The following is a 13,843-nucleotide window of genomic DNA, read 5'->3' on the forward strand; positions in this document are numbered from 1 at the left end:
GCCGTTTATAGCCCGATTTTGTAGGAACGGCGAGGGTTGATGCCGAGCGCCGCGAGCGCCACCGCGCCCAGCACGGCGGGCACCAGCAGGTACGTGCCGCAGAACGCCAGCCCCAGCAGCGACATCCCCGTCCCCACGACGGCCATGGTCCGGTGACGGCCGCGCGGCAACATCCGCACCGCCGCCGCCACCCCCGCCGAGGTGACCGCCGCCAGGCACGCCGACGTCGCGCGCATCAGCAGGTCCAGGTCTGTCGCCCACACCAGGACGGGCACGCTCAGCACCAGCACCAGCCCGAGGCTCCGGAACGGCGTCTCGCCCGGCGCCCCGCCCCTGGCGAACCAGCGCGGCAGCGCCCCGTCCGCCGCCAGCGCCGCACCCAGCCTGGCCGCCCCGGCGATGTAGGTGTTGACCGCCCCGAACGTCAGCAGCACCGCGACCACCCCGGTGACCGGGCGGGCGGCGGGGCCGAGGCCGATCAGCAGCATGTCGGTGAGCGGCACGGCGGACATGTCCGCGCCGAGCACGGCGACGGAGGTGACGGAGACGCCCGCGTACAGCAAGCCGATCACCACGAGCGTCACCGCGGTGGCCCGCACCAGCCCGTTCCTGCTCGCGAACTCGCCCGACAGGTGGCTGGCCGCCTCCCAGCCCACGAAGGCGAACATGAGCACGCCGGCCGCGCCGGCCACGCCCGCGAAGCCGTACGGGGCGAAGGGGGTGAAGTTGACCGGGTCGGCGTGCGGCGCGGCGGTGATCACGGCGGTGGCCAGCAGCGCGACGAGCAGGGCGACGAAGCCGATCTGCAGCCGTCCTGACGTGCGCAGCCCCGCGGCGTTCGCGGCGAACGCGGCGGCCAGAATGAGGCAGGCGGCCACAGTCGCGTTCACGCCCAGGCACGCCTCGACGTACTGGCCGCCCACCAGCGCGCCCGCGACCGTGCCGATCGGCACGGCGCCGTAGAACCACCAGCCGGTCACGGCGGCGGCGCGCCGGCCGAACGCGAGCCCGACGACGGCCGCCACCCCTCCGCCGCCGGGATAACGCGCGCCGAGCGCGGCGAACGTCAGCGCGACGGGCACGCTGAGCGCCAGCATCCCCGCCCAGGCCAGCACCGACGCGGGCCCCGCCGCGGCGGCGGCCAGATGCGGCAGCACCAGCATGCCGGGGCCCAGCACGGCACCGACCAAAAGCGCCGTGCCCTGCCACGCCCCCATGTGTCCACTCATGACCCCCGAACGTAACCCGCGCGTTCGGTGTCATCTCGTGCTAGCCGAACGCTTGGCCGGAATGTCGGGTATCTCTGGCGTATGGATGAACTTGATTCGGCGATCATACGGCTGCTCCAAACGGATGCGCGGCAGTCCAACCGCGAGCTGGCCAGGCAGCTCGGCATCGCGCCCTCGACCTGCCTGGAACGGGTGCGGGCGCTGACCAGGCGGGGCGTGATCCGCGGCTACCACGCCGACATCGACCCTGCCGCGCTCAACCGCGGCGTCCAGGCGATGGTGTCGGTGCAGGTACGGCCGCTGAGCCGGGCGGTGATCAACACCTTCAAGGAGTCGGCGGCGGCGATGCCGGAGGTGCTGAGCGTGTTCGTGCTGGCCGGAGGGGATGACTTCCTGCTGCACGTGGGGGTGCGGGACCTCGATCATCTGCACGGGTTCCTGCTCGACCGGCTGAGCAAACGCAAGGAGATCGTGGGGTTCCGGACGTCGGTGGTGTTCCAGCAGGTGCAGAAGGCGGTGCCGACGCGGCTGGAGGATACGTGACTTTCGTCAGGGGTGATCCTGGACGGTCGGCGGATACGGGCGGGGCCTTCGGGTTTCTAGGTTTCTTCCCGTGAAACTCCTTCTCGCCCTCGCCCTCGCCCTGAGCCCGGCCCCCGATCCGACCCCCGCCGCCATCGACGCCTACCTGGAGCAGGCGATGGAGTCCACCGGGGTTCCGGGCCTGTCCGTGGTCGTCACGCACGGCGGCAAGGTCGTGCACGCGGCCGGGTACGGGCACGACTCGCAAGGGCGGCCGATGACCGCCGACACCCCGATGCGGGTGGCGTCGGTGAGCAAGTCGTTCACCGCCATGGCCGTCATGACGCTCGTGGACCAGGGCAAGATCAAGCTCGACGAGCCGGTCGCCGCGCAACTCCCCGGCTTCACGATGGCGGATCCGCGGGCCGCGCGGATCACCGTCCGCCAGTTGCTGAACCAGACCTCCGGCCTGTCGGACCGCACGGTGGACATCGCCTCCACGGAGGAGGCCACCTCGCCGGCCGACTTCACCGCCCGCCTGGCCGGCTCACGGCTCGCCGCCGAGCCCGGCACCCGCTACGAGTACTGCAACGTCAACTACGACCTGGCCGGGCGGCTGGTGGAGGTGGCGAGCGGGCGGCGGTTCGGCGACTACCTGCGGGATCGGGTGTTCGGGCCGCTGGGCATGAAGTCCAGCGCCATCTCCGACAAGGTCGTCCCGGTCGCGGACGGCTACAACTCGCTCTTCGGTGCCTGGCTGCCTCGGCCGGAGCTGGCCGGGTTCCACGACGAGAGCGGGGCGGGCGGCGTCATCACCACCGCCGCCGACATGGGCAAGTGGCTGATCGCGCAGACGGGCGACGGGCGGCCGCTGGTCAAGCGGGAGAGTCTGAAGGCCATGCACGAGCCTTCGAAGCTGCGCCCGTACGGGATGGGGTGGGGCATCGAGGACGGCGGGCGACTCGTGCACTCGGGGAACCTGTTCACCTACAACGCGGTCGAGGCCATCTCCCCCAGGACCGGCTACGGGTTCGCGGTGATGACCAACAACGCGACGCTGTACGACCCGACGTACGACATCATGCTCGGGCTCACGGCGCTGAGCGAGGGCAGGACGCCGGAGGGGCCGGGCGGCGAGCGGCAGCTCTTCGAGGCGGCGCTGGCCGCGTTCGCGCTGCTCGCGGCCGGGCTGGGCGCTCTGGGCGTGGCGCGGGCGCGGCGGTGGGGTGCGCGGCGTTCCGGGCGGCCGTGGTGGCGGATCGGGCTGCGGATGATGCCCGCGCTCGTTCCGGTGGCGGTGCTGGCCTGGTATCCCGACCTGGTGTCCGTGCTGGTCAACGGGCGGACGGTCACGTGGGCGCAGCTCACCTACTTTCCCGCGCCGCTGTCGGTCGCGGTGCTGGTCGCGGCGCTCGCCGGCCTAGGGGTAACGGTCGCCCGGATTCGTGCGCTGCGTTCCGAACGTCGCCGGGGCCTGCCTGATGACGTGGTTTGTAAGCCTTCCGGCAGTTCTCACCAAGTACAGGTGTAGATCGACGAAGGGAGCAAGGCCGGTGCGTCTCATACGGGGGAAGCTCGCCACCGACCCCGTGGCGTTCGAAGCCTTCTACCGGCGGCACATCGACGCTGTCACGAGGTTCCTGGCACGCCGGGTCGACGACCCGCACACGGTCGCCGACCTGGTGGCCGACGTGTTCCTCGCGGTGTTCGACTCGGCGCACACCTACCGCCCGGGCAAGGGCAGCGAGATCGCGTGGCTGTACGGCGTCGCGCGCAACACGCTGTCGTCCGAGCGGCGGCGGGCGCTGCGGGAGTCCCAGCTCACGCATCGGGTGAGCGGGCGGCGTCCGCTCGACGGCGACGACGTGTCCCGGCTGGAGGAACGGATCGACGCGGAGCGGCCCGCCAGGGCGGCCTTCGAGGCCATGGCCGGGTTACCCGACGGGGAGCGCGCCGTCCTGGAGCTGGTGGTACTTGAGCAGCTCACGCCGTCGGAGGCGGCGGTGGCGCTCGGGATCCGGCCGGGGACCGCCATGGTGCGGCTGCACCGCGCCCGCAAGGCGCTCCGCGACCTGCCCTTCGTCATGGAAGGAATCCCACGATGAGATTCGAGGAGCAGTTGCTGATGGACCTGCAAGCCGAGATGACCGCGCGCAACGAACGCACCCGCCGTACCGGCCGCCGCCTGCTCGCGGGGGCGGCGGTGGCCGGGCTGGCCGCCGTGGCGGCGGTGGCGGTGCCGCTGCTGACCAGCCCTGAGCCGGCGTACGCGGTGAGCGCGAACGCCAACGGCACCGTCACGGTGGAGATCAAGGAATTCAGGGACGCCGAACAGCTGGAGCAGGACCTCAAGGATCACGGCGTGACCGCGGACGTCACGTACCTCAAGCCGTACACCAAGTGCCAGAACGATCGGGGCGCGCTGGTCGGCGGGGGGTACGACACTCCGGAGGAGTGGCGCGCGTCCGTGCACTACAAGGTCGCCAGGCCGGGGGCGAAGGGGTTCGTCATCGATCCCCGGCAGGTCGGGAAGGGGCAGACTGTGCTGCTGGAGTTCACCGAGAACCCGAAGGGGCCGGTCAAGTCTCAGCTCAAGGCTGAGGTGATTCAGGGGGCTGTCGCGGCGTGCGTCCCTGAGAAGGACCCGACGCAGGTCGGCTGACCACGGGTTCCCCGGCCTTCGCGCTTCAGGCCGGGGAACCCGTCAGACTCTCTCTACGGGGGACGGCGGCGTAGCTGATCGCCAGGGCGGCCAGGCTCAGCGCCGCGGCGGCCAGCCCCAGCCACCGCAGCCCGTCCACCGCCACCAGCCCGCCGCCCAGCGCCGACCCGGCCGCGATGCCGATGTTGAACGCGCACACGTTCACCGACACCGCCAGCGTCGGCGCCCGCCCGGCATGCCGCAGCACCAGGCTCTGCAGCACCGGCGTCGTGGCCGAGGTCAGCAACCCCAGCGCCAGCACCGCCACCACAGCGGACCCCGCCCACGGCACCGCGAAAGGAAAGACCACCAGCACCACGCTCAGCCCGGCGAACGTGCCCCGCACCGTACCGGCCAGCGACCGGTCCGCCAGCCGCCCGGCCACCAGCCCTCCGGCCAGGCTGCCGGCCCCGTACACGAGCAGCAGCGTCGACACCGCCGCCGGCCCGAACCCGGTGATCTCGGTCAGCGTGGGCGCCAGGTACGTGAACACCGTCGAGGTCGCCGCCAGCCCGACGGCCGTCGTAGCGATCACCACCAGCACCCGCCTGCTCACGACCGTCGCGATCTCGTCCCGCACGCTTGTCACCTCCGCCGCCTGCCTGGGCAGCACGACGGCCAGCAACCCGGTCACGGCCAGCGCCAGCCCGGCCAGCACCGCGAACGGCGTCCGCCACCCCGCGTCCTCCCCCAGCAACACCCCGAGCGGCACCCCGAGCAGCGTCGCCACCGAGAACCCTGAGCCCACGGCGGCGATGGCCGTCCCGACGCGCCGCGGCTCCACCACCCGCGTCACCACCATCAACGCCAGGGTCAGGAAGGCCGCGTGGCTCAGCGACGCGATCACCCTTCCGACGATCAGCACCTCGTACGAACCGGCCGCCGCGCAGATCGCGTTCCCTGCGGCGAACACCAACAACAACCCCAGCGCCAGCCCCTTACGCGGCAGCCGCACCGTCACGATCGTCACCAGCGGGCCGCCCACCACGACGCCCAGCGCGTACGCCGTCACGGCCTGCCCCGCCGTGGACACGGAAACCTGGAGGTCGGCGGCCACCTGAGGCAGCAGCCCGGCGATCAGATATTCGGACGTGCCGACCACGAACACGCTCAGCGTGAGCATGGCGGGCACCAGCAGAGTTTTTCTCATGCGGGCACGCTAAAGTCTCACATGCATGTGAGAGTCAAGTCGTGGAGGTGTTCGTGGGATGCGGATCGGTGAGCTCGTCCGGCGCACCGGCGTGAGTGAGCGGCTGCTGCGCTACTACGAGGAGCAGGGGCTGCTCACGCCGTCGCGGCTGCCCAGCGGGTATCGCGAGTACACCGAGGATCAGGTGGAGACCGTGCGGCGTATTCGGTGTTTGCTCGCGGCCGGGTTGAGCACCTCGACCATCGCCACGGTGCTGCCCTGTCTGGAGGCTCGGGGGGAGCGGTTGGCGCCTACGTGTCCGGATGTGGTGGGGCAGCTTCGGGCGGAACGGGATCGGATCGATCAGGCGATGCGTGATCTGTCCGAGTCCAGGCAGGCCTTGGAGCTGGTCATCTCAGCCGCGCGCGTCTGAACCGGGAACCGGTTGGTGGACCTCCGCCGCCAGCCATTCACGCAGTCGGTCGTCGTCACTGCGGCTGATCAACCGCACCAGCCCTCGATGCTGGCGGTGGCCGGGCGTGTCGTGCAGGCGGTCTCGCCAATCCTCGGCGTACTCACGCAACGCGCCGATCAGCTCGGTAACGGCCTCGTCGAAAGTCCGGCCGTCCGCCGCGATCGGCGAGCCGGGGATGAACATCGACCAGCCGCCGTCCTCGGACGCTACGTGGATTTTGGGGTACCGGGCTATCAAGGCGACAACATCGCAGGGTGGGCCGGCTGCTGGTACAGCACCTCGAACAAGTGACCGCCCTTGATGAGAATCGAAGCTTCGACAGGCCGCTCGTCATCACTGTGGATCACCCGGAACTGCCGGATGACCGGTACGTCCGCCGGTAGGTCCAGCATCACGACCTCTTCGGTACGCGGTTGCCGCACCGAAATTCGATCTACGAATGCCCGCTGCGGGAAGCCCAGGTCCGCGAGAACCTTGGGAGCCCCACCCTTGACTTTCGCTCGTCCGGCGAGAGGTGATCCCGCGACGATGGCGAGCGGGTAGTACGACCACGAGAGTTCGATGGGATCGCCGGCATGCAGCAGAAGGCGGTGCCGCTCCACACAGCGCTCACCTTCGCCGAGAGCGAGGGCCTGCGCGACATCGGCCGGCGGCTCCGTCTCGCTCACGTGCAGGAGGTCGTAGCTGTAGCCGCCCGATGCGGGGGCCTTGTATGCCGTCGCGGTAACGGTGAAGGGCTGCCGCTGCCGGACGAAGACGCCCTTGCCGGGTTGCCCCTCCAGGAAGCGCTCGTCTTTCAGGAGCTTCATCGCCCCTTGGATGGTGGCGGGCGCGCAACCGTACTGCTCCGCAAGCTGCGAGGTGGAGGGCAGCTGTGCGCCTGCGGGGAGAACCCCGGACATGATCTGCGCCCGAAGGTCTGCGGCCACCTGCTGATGCCGAGGCCGGCTGTCGACCCGTCTGGCCATGCTCAGCCTTCCTCGTGTTCGTATCGCAGTTCACGACCGCTGGCGACCATGGTCATCACGGTGCTCTCGAACGGAGTCCCGTCGTGGTCACGGGTGACGCGGCGAAGCACCAGAACCCACTCGTTCGCATCGAGCTCCAGCAGGTCTCGCTCGATGACCGTGGCCGGCCGGGCGCTCACCGTCTCCTCCACCTTGCGCGCCCGATGCCCCAGCTCGGCGAGCAGCCGCACAGCACCGCCACGGATCTTGCCGGGTTGCGCGAGGGGTGTGCCGCGGGCGATGGAGGCCGGGTAGTAGGAGTCGGCGAGCTCGATCGGTACGCCGTCGAGAAACACGATCCGACGCCGGACCACGACCTGTGGATCGCCCTCGATGTTCAGGTCACGGGCGACGTCTGCCGTGGCCCTGATCTCACCGACTTCGCGCAGTTCGTTCGTACCGACATGGCCCCGCTGGGCGGCTTCCTCGGTCCACGCGTCAGGCTCCCCGTCGCGGGCAGGCCGGACGTAGGGAGTCGAGGCGTTGTTCCAACCTGACGACCGCACGTCCCATCCTCCTCCGGACAACTCGTCCTACTTCATCACCTTACTAGTACGCCAGCAAGGTGGACGGCCAGACAGCCTTGCTGCGATTTCAATATGGCAGTACGGTCGTAGGCAGGACGTTCCAGAAACTCGAAGGAGAATCAGGATGAGAGACCTGTACGGCAGCAACCTCGGCGAGGTGCCGTTCACCAGGCTGTGCGGCGGCAATCAACAGAACGAGGACGGGGAAAGCTGTGTCCTGATCGCCCCGATCCCCGGCGTGAAGGACGCCTACGCCCTGCGTGACTCGAAGAACCCGGACGCCGGGACTCTCCGCTTCAGCGGCGACGAGCTTCGCGCCGCCGGGCTCGCCACCATCTGAGCGTCACCCCGAAGGACGGCGGTCCCTGCCTGATCACAGCAAGCAGGGCCCGCCATCCCCTCGCACTCTACGGGAGCGCCCGAGCATGCATTGGCACGCCTACCAGTGGACCGGCCCCGGAGCCGACCGCGGCAACGAGGCCGAACGCCGACCGGCCTCATCCGACTTCCCCTCCTCGCTGGTGCCGCCGATGCGGACCGGTGACTGGTTGGCCAAACCGGCGGCACGCATCACCCGTACCTTCGACGAGCCTGGCCAGGCGGCCGGGTGGATGGCCGCCGAGTACGCCAAGACGTGCGACGTGCTGCTGCTGCCCGAGCGGATGCCGCTGGAGGAACGGCTGGAGACCGCGGTCGATCTGCTGTCCCGGGGCGTGGACGTGCAGTGGGGCGAATGGCTGCAGGGCGGCCGGTTCGTCACGATCGGCGTGATCTGCTGCCCCAACCGGCACGTCTCCCATCCGTGCCCGATCCGCCACCCCTCACGATGACGACCGCGTTGGAGGTCGGTATGAGCATCGAGGACTTTCACGGCCCGCACCCGAAGCCCCCGAAGGAGGGACTCGCCCGGATCGACTGGTCCGAGCCGGTGGGCAGGTCTGTCTCAAGCCGCGTGCGGGCCCACACCTGCGGCTGCGCGCCGACCACGTACGAGCTGTGCATGGCCGGCGGTCTGAGCCACATCCGCCGGACAGAGCGAACGTCTGCCGGGGATCGAGTCCAAGAAAGCCCGTGGCAGCGGACCTGCGAGGCGCAGCGGCTGTGGAACGACCTGCTCGCAGGGAACGCGCGATAGCACCCGCGAGCGCCGCGACGCCCTTCGAGCGGCGTCGCGGCGCAGGATGATCAGCTCAGACGGTGGTCCCGTCGTCGAACCCGAAGCCGTACTTGGACGGCTTCTCCCCCGGCGGCAGCAACCACTGCTGGGCCAGCCTGAAGTCGCACGGCTGCACCACCACCCGCGTGCCGACGGCTGTGGCGTTGTTGAGCAGGCCCGCACATCTGAGGGATCCCGGGTTGCGCAGGACCCAGCGGCCGTCCAGCCCGCCGGGCTGCACCGCCCAGAAGATCCACTGCTGGTCGCCCAGGGCCACCCGGCTGCAGTCCCGCAGCACCAGCGGGGTGTTCAAGGGGACGGGAGAGCTGGTGTTCGCCATGCTGAGGCACTTGCCGCTGAAGTGACGGACCGAGTTGTCCGTGAAGGTGACCTGCGCGAAGCCGTGCCAGAGCTGGTTGCAGTCCATCAACACGATCGGGGTGCCGTCGGCGGTGCCGGCGTTCAGCGGGCCGAAGCACTTGGGGCCGCCGACCGCGTTGCTGGCGATCGTCGTGAACGGGAAGTCCACGGCCTGGGAGGCCGCCGCCGGTGTCCCCGCCGACACCAGCAGCGCGGCCAGTCCGGCGAGGAGGGAGAGGAGAAGTCGGCGCACATTTGCTCCTTCGAGCAGTCGGGGATGGTGTGACACGCGGGGTGCGTGCACGTTGGTAGGGCGTTCCATCCCGTTCCTGATCAGGGAGGTGAGCGGTCCAGCCTGGGACATGCGCGTGCCAACGCCGGTGCTCGCGAGGCCAGGCTCTCCCTACGCGCCCCGCAACCGATCCACCCGGCAGATAATTCGGTTGCGGGGGTCTCAGGCGTCCTCGTAGCCTCATGGACATGCGCCTTTACCAGTGATTCGCAAGCAAGCAATCGTCACCCGCCGACTTCCGAACCAGGTAGAGGAGCCTCGTATGCGTGCACGCTCGAACAAGCAAAAAGGCCGCCCCACGCTGCCCGTGGTGCGACCGATGCCCAAGATGCCGCAGCGGCCCATCGCGCCGCCGCGCCGCATCCCGCCGAAGGGCCGATAAAGCAACTACCGGGATGGGTAGTTAGGCGAGCGCCGCCCCCTTGTTACGCCCGGGGCGGCGCTCGCCGCTTTGCTAGAGCCTCTCGATGATGGTGACGTTGGCCTGGCCGCCGCCCTCGCACATCGTCTGCAGCCCGTACCGGCCGCCGGTGCGCTCCAGCTCGTGCAGCAGCTTGGTCATAAGGATCGCGCCCGTGCCGCCCAGCGGGTGGCCGAGGGCGATCGCGCCGCCGTTCGGGTTGACCTTGGCCGGGTCGGCGCCGAGCTCGTGCATCCAGGCCAGCGGCACCGGGGCGAACGCCTCGTTGATCTCGACGGCGTCGATCTCGCCGATCGACATGCCGGCCTTCTTCAGCGCCCGCTGGGTGGCGGGGATCGGCGCGGTCAGCATGTAGACGGGGTCGTCGCCCATGAGCGCGAGCTGGTGGATGCGGGCCCTCGGGGTCAGGCCGTGGTCGCGTACGGCCTGCTCGGAGGCGATGAGCACGGCGCCGGAGCCGTCCGAGATCTGCGAGGAGGTGGCGGCGGTGATCTGGCCGCCCTCCTTCAGGGTCTTCAGCCCGGCCATCTTCTCCAGCGTCGTGTCGGCGCGGGGGCCCTCGTCGTCCTCGACGCCGTTGATCGGGGCGATCTGGTCCTTGAAGTAGCCGTTCGCGATGGCCTTGGCGGCGCGCTGGTGCGACTCGAACGCGAACTGCTCCAGCACCTCCCGCGTGTAGCCCCACTTCTCGCACATCAGCTCCGCGCCGCGGAACTGCGAGATCTCCTGCTTGCCGTAGCGCTCCACCCACTTCTCGCCGAACGGGAAGGGCATGCCCTTCTCCAGCGCGGCCGTGATGGACGAGCCCATCGGCACGATGCTCATCGACTCGACGCCGCCGGCCACGACCAGGTCCTGCGTACCGGACATGACGCCCTGAGCGGCGAAGTGGATCGACTGCTGCGAGGAGCCGCACTGCCGGTCGATGGTGACGCCGGCGGTGGTCTCGGGCAGCCCAGCGGACAACCAGGCATTTCTCGCTATGTCCATGCTCTGGGGCCCGAACTGCATGACGCACCCCATGATGACGTCCTCGACCGCCTCGGGGTCGACGCCAGTGCGGTCGATCAGCGCCTTCAGCGTGTGAGCGGCCAGGTCAGTGGGGTGGACGGTGGAAAGACCGCCCTTCTTCTTGCCGACCGGGGTGCGGACCGCCCCGACGATGTACGCCTCTGCCACAGTGCCTCCTGGAAACCGAGCATTATTCGGTTACTAGTGGCAGGGTACAACAGAACCTCATTCGGTTGCAGGGTCCGCAGGGGGTACGACGTCCTCCTGCGCGTCCTCCTGCGCGTCCTCCTGCGCGTCCTCCTGCGCGTCCTCCTGTACGTCTTCCTGCGCGTCTTCTGTGGCCGGGGCCACGAGGTCCTCCGGCGCGTCGATCCGGAAGCGCCAGCGGTCCACGGGAATGCCGTTCAGCGCCTCCGACAGCTCCAGCGCCAGCGCGCCCAGCTTCACTTGGTCGTCGCCGCGCAGCTCGATCGCGGTCAGCTCGGTCGCGAAAGGCAGCAGCTCCTGTACGGCCGGAGGCTGCCCCTTCTCCGGCACCAGCGCCGCCCTGATCTCGCCGGCCGTGAACGTGAACTCGTCCTCTTCATCCTGCTGCAGCAGGGGTTCCAGCTCCTCGGCGCTCGGACGTACCGGCAGAATCACCGCAGGCCCGCTCTCAGCGGCGCCGTCGGCCGGATCGCTCACCTCGCCCCGGCACACCGCCAGCCCGCCCAGCCGGAAGGCCAGCCCCTCGGCCAGGTAGCGGTCGAAGAAGTCGAGCGGCAGCGGCCCCTCGGCGGCCACCCGGACCGCCCACGCCTGCTCCAGCTCGCCGCCGGTCAGCTCCTTGTCCGCCTCGACGGGGGCATGCACGCGGACGTCCACCGCCACGACGTCGTCGCCGTCCAGCCTCGCGTTCGGGTCGGCCAGCTGGACGATGCGCAGCAGCTCGGCCGGATCCGGTTTGGCGGGCAGTGCCGCCGTGGGGCCAGTACGCAGTCTCCGCTTCGCCAACCAGCCCATGCCCGCCTCCGCGCTCAGCTTCTGTAAGAGCTCGTCATCGTGGCGTACACGATGACGTTGTCCGTGTAGTGCCCGGTGGTCCGATCGTAGGTGCCACCGCAGGTGATGAGGTGCAGTTGGGCGTTCTGCTGCTCCCCGTACACGCGCTGGGTCGGGAAGGTCTTCTTGTCCGCCTGCTCCACGCCGCCGACCGTGAACACCGCGGTCGTCTTGTCCTGGCGCTTGACCTCGATGGTGTCGCCGTTCTTCAGCTCCGGCAAGCGGGCGAAGACGGCGGCGCGAGTGCGGGTGTCCTTGTGCCCGAGCAGGACGGCGGGGCCCACCTCACCCGGCGTGGACATGTTCCTGTACCAGCCGACCAGGTTGTGGTTCTCCGACGGAGGGACCTGGATCGAGCCGTCCTTCTTCAGACCGACCGACTGGATCGGGGCGTTGATGCCCAGCCGCTCGATCACCAGCCTGACCGGCGTGGACGGCAGCATGGGCGGCGCCGGGGTGATCTGCGGCAGCGGCGGCGGGACGTTCGCCGGCGCCTGGAACCACGCCTGCTCAGGCTGCGCCGACTGCTTCGGCTGGGCCTGCAGGTTCAGGGTGTCCCTGCTGCTGCTCTGGAGGCCGTACTCCTCGGGGGACCTCAACACGATCAGCAGGCCCGCCACGACCGTCACCACGCCGGCTATCGCGGCCGTGATCAGGACCGCCCTGAGTGCGGTGCTGCCCTTGTCCTGGGGTGGCGGCTGGTTCTGGCCGCCGTACGGGTAGTAGCTCGACACCGGTCAGCCCTTGATCGAACGACGTCGCATCATCAGCCCGCCTACCGCGGCAGCGCCCACCAGGGCTGTGCCGGTGAGGATGAACAGCCGGCCGTCAGGGCCCATCGTGCCACCGGCACCGGTGTCCGCGCCCGCCTTCGGGGTGGTGGACTTTCGCGTGGTGCTGCTGGTGGGCCGGATCGTCACCGTGGAGGGGCGGGTGGTGGTGGGGCGGGGGGTGGTGGTGTCGGTGGTGGGGCTCGGGCTGGGGCTGGGGCTCGTCGAGCCACCGACCGTGAAGGTCCACGTCTTGACGTTCGCGGTTGGCGCGAGGCACTTGATCACGGGGTTGGTTGACGTGGTACCGAAGGCAAGGTCGCCTGGCGTAAGCGTCACGGTGCCCGTGGTGGTGGGCTTGACCTTGATAGTGACGGAGGTGGGCAGTGTGATGTCTCCCCCCGCCGTGATGCTGGTGGACAGCGCAGCCTCGCCGGTTGCGGTGGCCGGGGTGCCCGCGCCGCTCGCCTTGATTGTGGCGAAAAACTTCGCACCCGAAGTGGGCCAGCCTGTGGTGGGGGCCTTGAGCGGGTCGCCAGTCGTCTGAAGGGTACCGGTCCACGTGATTGAGGCATCGGCGTTCGCGCTCGCGCTAGTGGGGGTCGTCATCGCGACCTTGATGTCCACGTCGGCGGGATAGTTGGTGTCAGTGCTTGTGGCGTCAGTGAGGTCGCAGTCGTAGGTGAGGATGTCATCCCCAGTGCCGCCACCGCCACCCGCCTGCACAGGGATCGTTGTGCTTGTAGGAGCCGCTGACACATAGGTGCAAGTCGTCTGCTCACCCGCCACGGTGATGGTGAGCAATGTGGTTGCGGCCGTAGTCACCGGAGTCAGGACGAGGCTGCCACCAGTCGTGGCGGTCACGTTGACCGTCCCGGTCATCTTCGGAGGTGTGTACGCCCCGTTCGCCACAACTGGCGTGGTGACCGTGCCACTGCCTGCGCCCTCCACCGGCGATGGGTTGCCGCCCGTAACCGTGAGATCGCCGCCTGCAGTGCTAACCGACGCCTGGGCAGCGATTGGTTTCGTAGCAATCATGGACGGGAAGGTCCACTCAATCGTGGCAGCCTTAGAAGGCTCCACAGACGTAGGCGGAGTGGCCGTCACAATCACCGATTCGGCCGCTAGGTAGCCGTTCGAGCACTTGTATGTAATTTTCAGCGGGTCCGCTGCTGCGGCCTGAGCCGGAGACGACCAAGCGA

Annotated in this window: 17 protein-coding genes; 7 read left to right on the forward strand and 10 right to left on the reverse strand. The window is 69.5% G+C overall.

The features are described from left to right. Window positions 1–5: 5 nt before the first annotated feature. Window positions 6–1,229 carry an APC family permease gene (locus tag ABD331_RS52235; RefSeq protein WP_344493534.1) on the reverse strand — a complete coding sequence of 408 codons (1,224 nt, stop codon included), beginning with the start codon at window positions 1,227–1,229 and terminating at the stop codon, window positions 6–8. 81 nt (window positions 1,230–1,310) lie between these two features. Here ABD331_RS52235 and ABD331_RS52240 point away from each other — a divergent pair, with 81 nt between their 5' ends. From ABD331_RS52240 to ABD331_RS52255, 4 genes are all read left to right on the forward strand, one after another. Beyond that, on the forward strand, window positions 1,311–1,772 hold the full coding sequence (locus tag ABD331_RS52240; protein WP_225271320.1) for an Lrp/AsnC family transcriptional regulator: 462 nt from the start codon (window positions 1,311–1,313) through the stop codon (window positions 1,770–1,772). A gap of 70 nt (window positions 1,773–1,842) precedes the next feature. Beyond that, window positions 1,843–3,282 carry a serine hydrolase domain-containing protein gene (locus ABD331_RS52245; RefSeq protein WP_344493538.1) on the forward strand — a complete coding sequence of 480 codons (1,440 nt, stop codon included), beginning with the start codon at window positions 1,843–1,845 and terminating at the stop codon, window positions 3,280–3,282. A gap of 22 nt (window positions 3,283–3,304) precedes the next feature. Beyond that, window positions 3,305–3,856 (forward strand): RNA polymerase sigma factor, encoded by a 552-nt coding sequence (locus tag ABD331_RS52250; RefSeq protein ID WP_344493540.1) that lies wholly within the window; start codon window positions 3,305–3,307, stop codon window positions 3,854–3,856. After that, window positions 3,853–4,413, forward strand: a complete 561-nt coding sequence (locus ABD331_RS52255) for a hypothetical protein (protein WP_344493542.1) — start codon at window positions 3,853–3,855, stop codon at window positions 4,411–4,413. Before ABD331_RS52250 ends, ABD331_RS52255 begins: the two co-directional genes overlap by 4 nt. Before the next feature lie 25 nt (window positions 4,414–4,438). Here ABD331_RS52255 and ABD331_RS52260 read toward each other — a convergent pair whose 3' ends face one another. Next, complete coding sequence (locus ABD331_RS52260) at window positions 4,439–5,602, reverse strand: MFS transporter (protein WP_344493544.1); 1,164 nt, start codon at window positions 5,600–5,602, stop codon at window positions 4,439–4,441. A gap of 58 nt (window positions 5,603–5,660) precedes the next feature. Here ABD331_RS52260 and ABD331_RS52265 point away from each other — a divergent pair, with 58 nt between their 5' ends. After that, window positions 5,661–6,014: a MerR family transcriptional regulator gene (locus ABD331_RS52265; RefSeq protein WP_344493546.1), complete on the forward strand. Its 354-nt coding sequence runs from the start codon at window positions 5,661–5,663 to the stop codon at window positions 6,012–6,014. Here the strand turns inward: ABD331_RS52265 and ABD331_RS52270 are convergent. Genes ABD331_RS52270 through ABD331_RS52280 form a run of 3 tightly spaced genes read right to left on the reverse strand, consistent with a single transcriptional unit; the run spans window position 5,997 to window position 7,569 of the window. After that, a complete protein-coding gene (locus ABD331_RS52270) occupies window positions 5,997–6,239 on the reverse strand; it encodes a hypothetical protein (protein WP_344493548.1) in 243 nt (80 codons plus the stop codon). The two genes, ABD331_RS52265 and ABD331_RS52270, sit on opposite strands and share 18 nt — an antisense overlap. Window positions 6,240–6,289: 50 nt before the next feature. Further along, window positions 6,290–7,024 (reverse strand): GntR family transcriptional regulator, encoded by a 735-nt coding sequence (locus ABD331_RS52275; RefSeq protein WP_344493550.1) that lies wholly within the window; start codon window positions 7,022–7,024, stop codon window positions 6,290–6,292. 2 nt (window positions 7,025–7,026) lie between these two features. Next, entirely contained in the window at window positions 7,027–7,569 is a 543-nt protein-coding gene (locus tag ABD331_RS52280; RefSeq protein ID WP_344493552.1) for a GntR family transcriptional regulator, read from the reverse strand. A 145-nt stretch (window positions 7,570–7,714) separates the two neighbouring features. Between ABD331_RS52280 and ABD331_RS52285 the strand changes: the two genes are divergently transcribed. Together ABD331_RS52285 and ABD331_RS52290 are read left to right on the forward strand one after the other, a co-directional pair. Further along, window positions 7,715–7,930: a DUF397 domain-containing protein gene (locus ABD331_RS52285; RefSeq protein WP_344493554.1), complete on the forward strand. Its 216-nt coding sequence runs from the start codon at window positions 7,715–7,717 to the stop codon at window positions 7,928–7,930. Between the two features lie 85 nt (window positions 7,931–8,015). Then, window positions 8,016–8,420, forward strand: a complete 405-nt coding sequence (locus ABD331_RS52290; protein ID WP_344493556.1) for a hypothetical protein — start codon at window positions 8,016–8,018, stop codon at window positions 8,418–8,420. A gap of 360 nt (window positions 8,421–8,780) precedes the next feature. Here ABD331_RS52290 and ABD331_RS52295 read toward each other — a convergent pair whose 3' ends face one another. From ABD331_RS52295 to ABD331_RS52315, 5 genes are all read right to left on the reverse strand, one after another. Continuing rightward, on the reverse strand, window positions 8,781–9,359 hold the full coding sequence (locus ABD331_RS52295; RefSeq protein ID WP_344493558.1) for an RICIN domain-containing protein: 579 nt from the start codon (window positions 9,357–9,359) through the stop codon (window positions 8,781–8,783). Window positions 9,360–9,852: 493 nt separating this feature from the next. Then, window positions 9,853–10,998, reverse strand: coding sequence for an acetyl-CoA C-acetyltransferase (locus ABD331_RS52300; protein ID WP_344493560.1), 1,146 nt, complete (start codon window positions 10,996–10,998; stop codon window positions 9,853–9,855). Between the two features lie 57 nt (window positions 10,999–11,055). Then, window positions 11,056–11,832: a hypothetical protein gene (locus tag ABD331_RS52305; protein ID WP_344493562.1), complete on the reverse strand. Its 777-nt coding sequence runs from the start codon at window positions 11,830–11,832 to the stop codon at window positions 11,056–11,058. Between the two features lie 14 nt (window positions 11,833–11,846). Further along, window positions 11,847–12,605, reverse strand: a complete 759-nt coding sequence (locus tag ABD331_RS52310) for a class F sortase (protein WP_344493564.1) — start codon at window positions 12,603–12,605, stop codon at window positions 11,847–11,849. A 3-nt stretch (window positions 12,606–12,608) separates the two neighbouring features. Next, window positions 12,609–13,523: a hypothetical protein gene (locus tag ABD331_RS52315; protein ID WP_344493566.1), complete on the reverse strand. Its 915-nt coding sequence runs from the start codon at window positions 13,521–13,523 to the stop codon at window positions 12,609–12,611. Window positions 13,524–13,843: the final 320 nt, after the last annotated feature.

The sequence above is a fragment of the Nonomuraea monospora genome (genome assembly GCF_039531895.1).
In the GTDB taxonomy this organism is placed as follows: Bacteria; Actinomycetota; Actinomycetes; order Streptosporangiales; family Streptosporangiaceae; genus Nonomuraea; species Nonomuraea monospora.

What these genes read in the sequence shown, in the direction of transcription:
- ABD331_RS52235 (WP_344493534.1), bottom strand. Translation starts at nt 1,229, where the DNA reads ATGAGTGGACACATGGGGGCGTGGCAGGGCACGGCGCTTTTGGTCGGT.
- ABD331_RS52240 (WP_225271320.1), top strand. Translation starts at nt 1,311, where the DNA reads ATGGATGAACTTGATTCGGCGATCATACGGCTGCTCCAAACGGATGCG.
- ABD331_RS52255 (WP_344493542.1), top strand. Translation starts at nt 3,853, where the DNA reads ATGAGATTCGAGGAGCAGTTGCTGATGGACCTGCAAGCCGAGATGACC.
- ABD331_RS52260 (WP_344493544.1), bottom strand. Translation starts at nt 5,602, where the DNA reads ATGAGAAAAACTCTGCTGGTGCCCGCCATGCTCACGCTGAGCGTGTTC.
- ABD331_RS52265 (WP_344493546.1), top strand. Translation starts at nt 5,661, where the DNA reads ATGCGGATCGGTGAGCTCGTCCGGCGCACCGGCGTGAGTGAGCGGCTG.
- ABD331_RS52270 (WP_344493548.1), bottom strand. Translation starts at nt 6,239, where the DNA reads ATGTTCATCCCCGGCTCGCCGATCGCGGCGGACGGCCGGACTTTCGAC.
- ABD331_RS52275 (WP_344493550.1), bottom strand. Translation starts at nt 7,024, where the DNA reads ATGGCCAGACGGGTCGACAGCCGGCCTCGGCATCAGCAGGTGGCCGCA.
- ABD331_RS52285 (WP_344493554.1), top strand. Translation starts at nt 7,715, where the DNA reads ATGAGAGACCTGTACGGCAGCAACCTCGGCGAGGTGCCGTTCACCAGG.
- ABD331_RS52290 (WP_344493556.1), top strand. Translation starts at nt 8,016, where the DNA reads ATGCATTGGCACGCCTACCAGTGGACCGGCCCCGGAGCCGACCGCGGC.
- ABD331_RS52305 (WP_344493562.1), bottom strand. Translation starts at nt 11,832, where the DNA reads ATGGGCTGGTTGGCGAAGCGGAGACTGCGTACTGGCCCCACGGCGGCA.
- ABD331_RS52315 (WP_344493566.1), bottom strand. Translation starts at nt 13,523, where the DNA reads ATGACCGGGACGGTCAACGTGACCGCCACGACTGGTGGCAGCCTCGTC.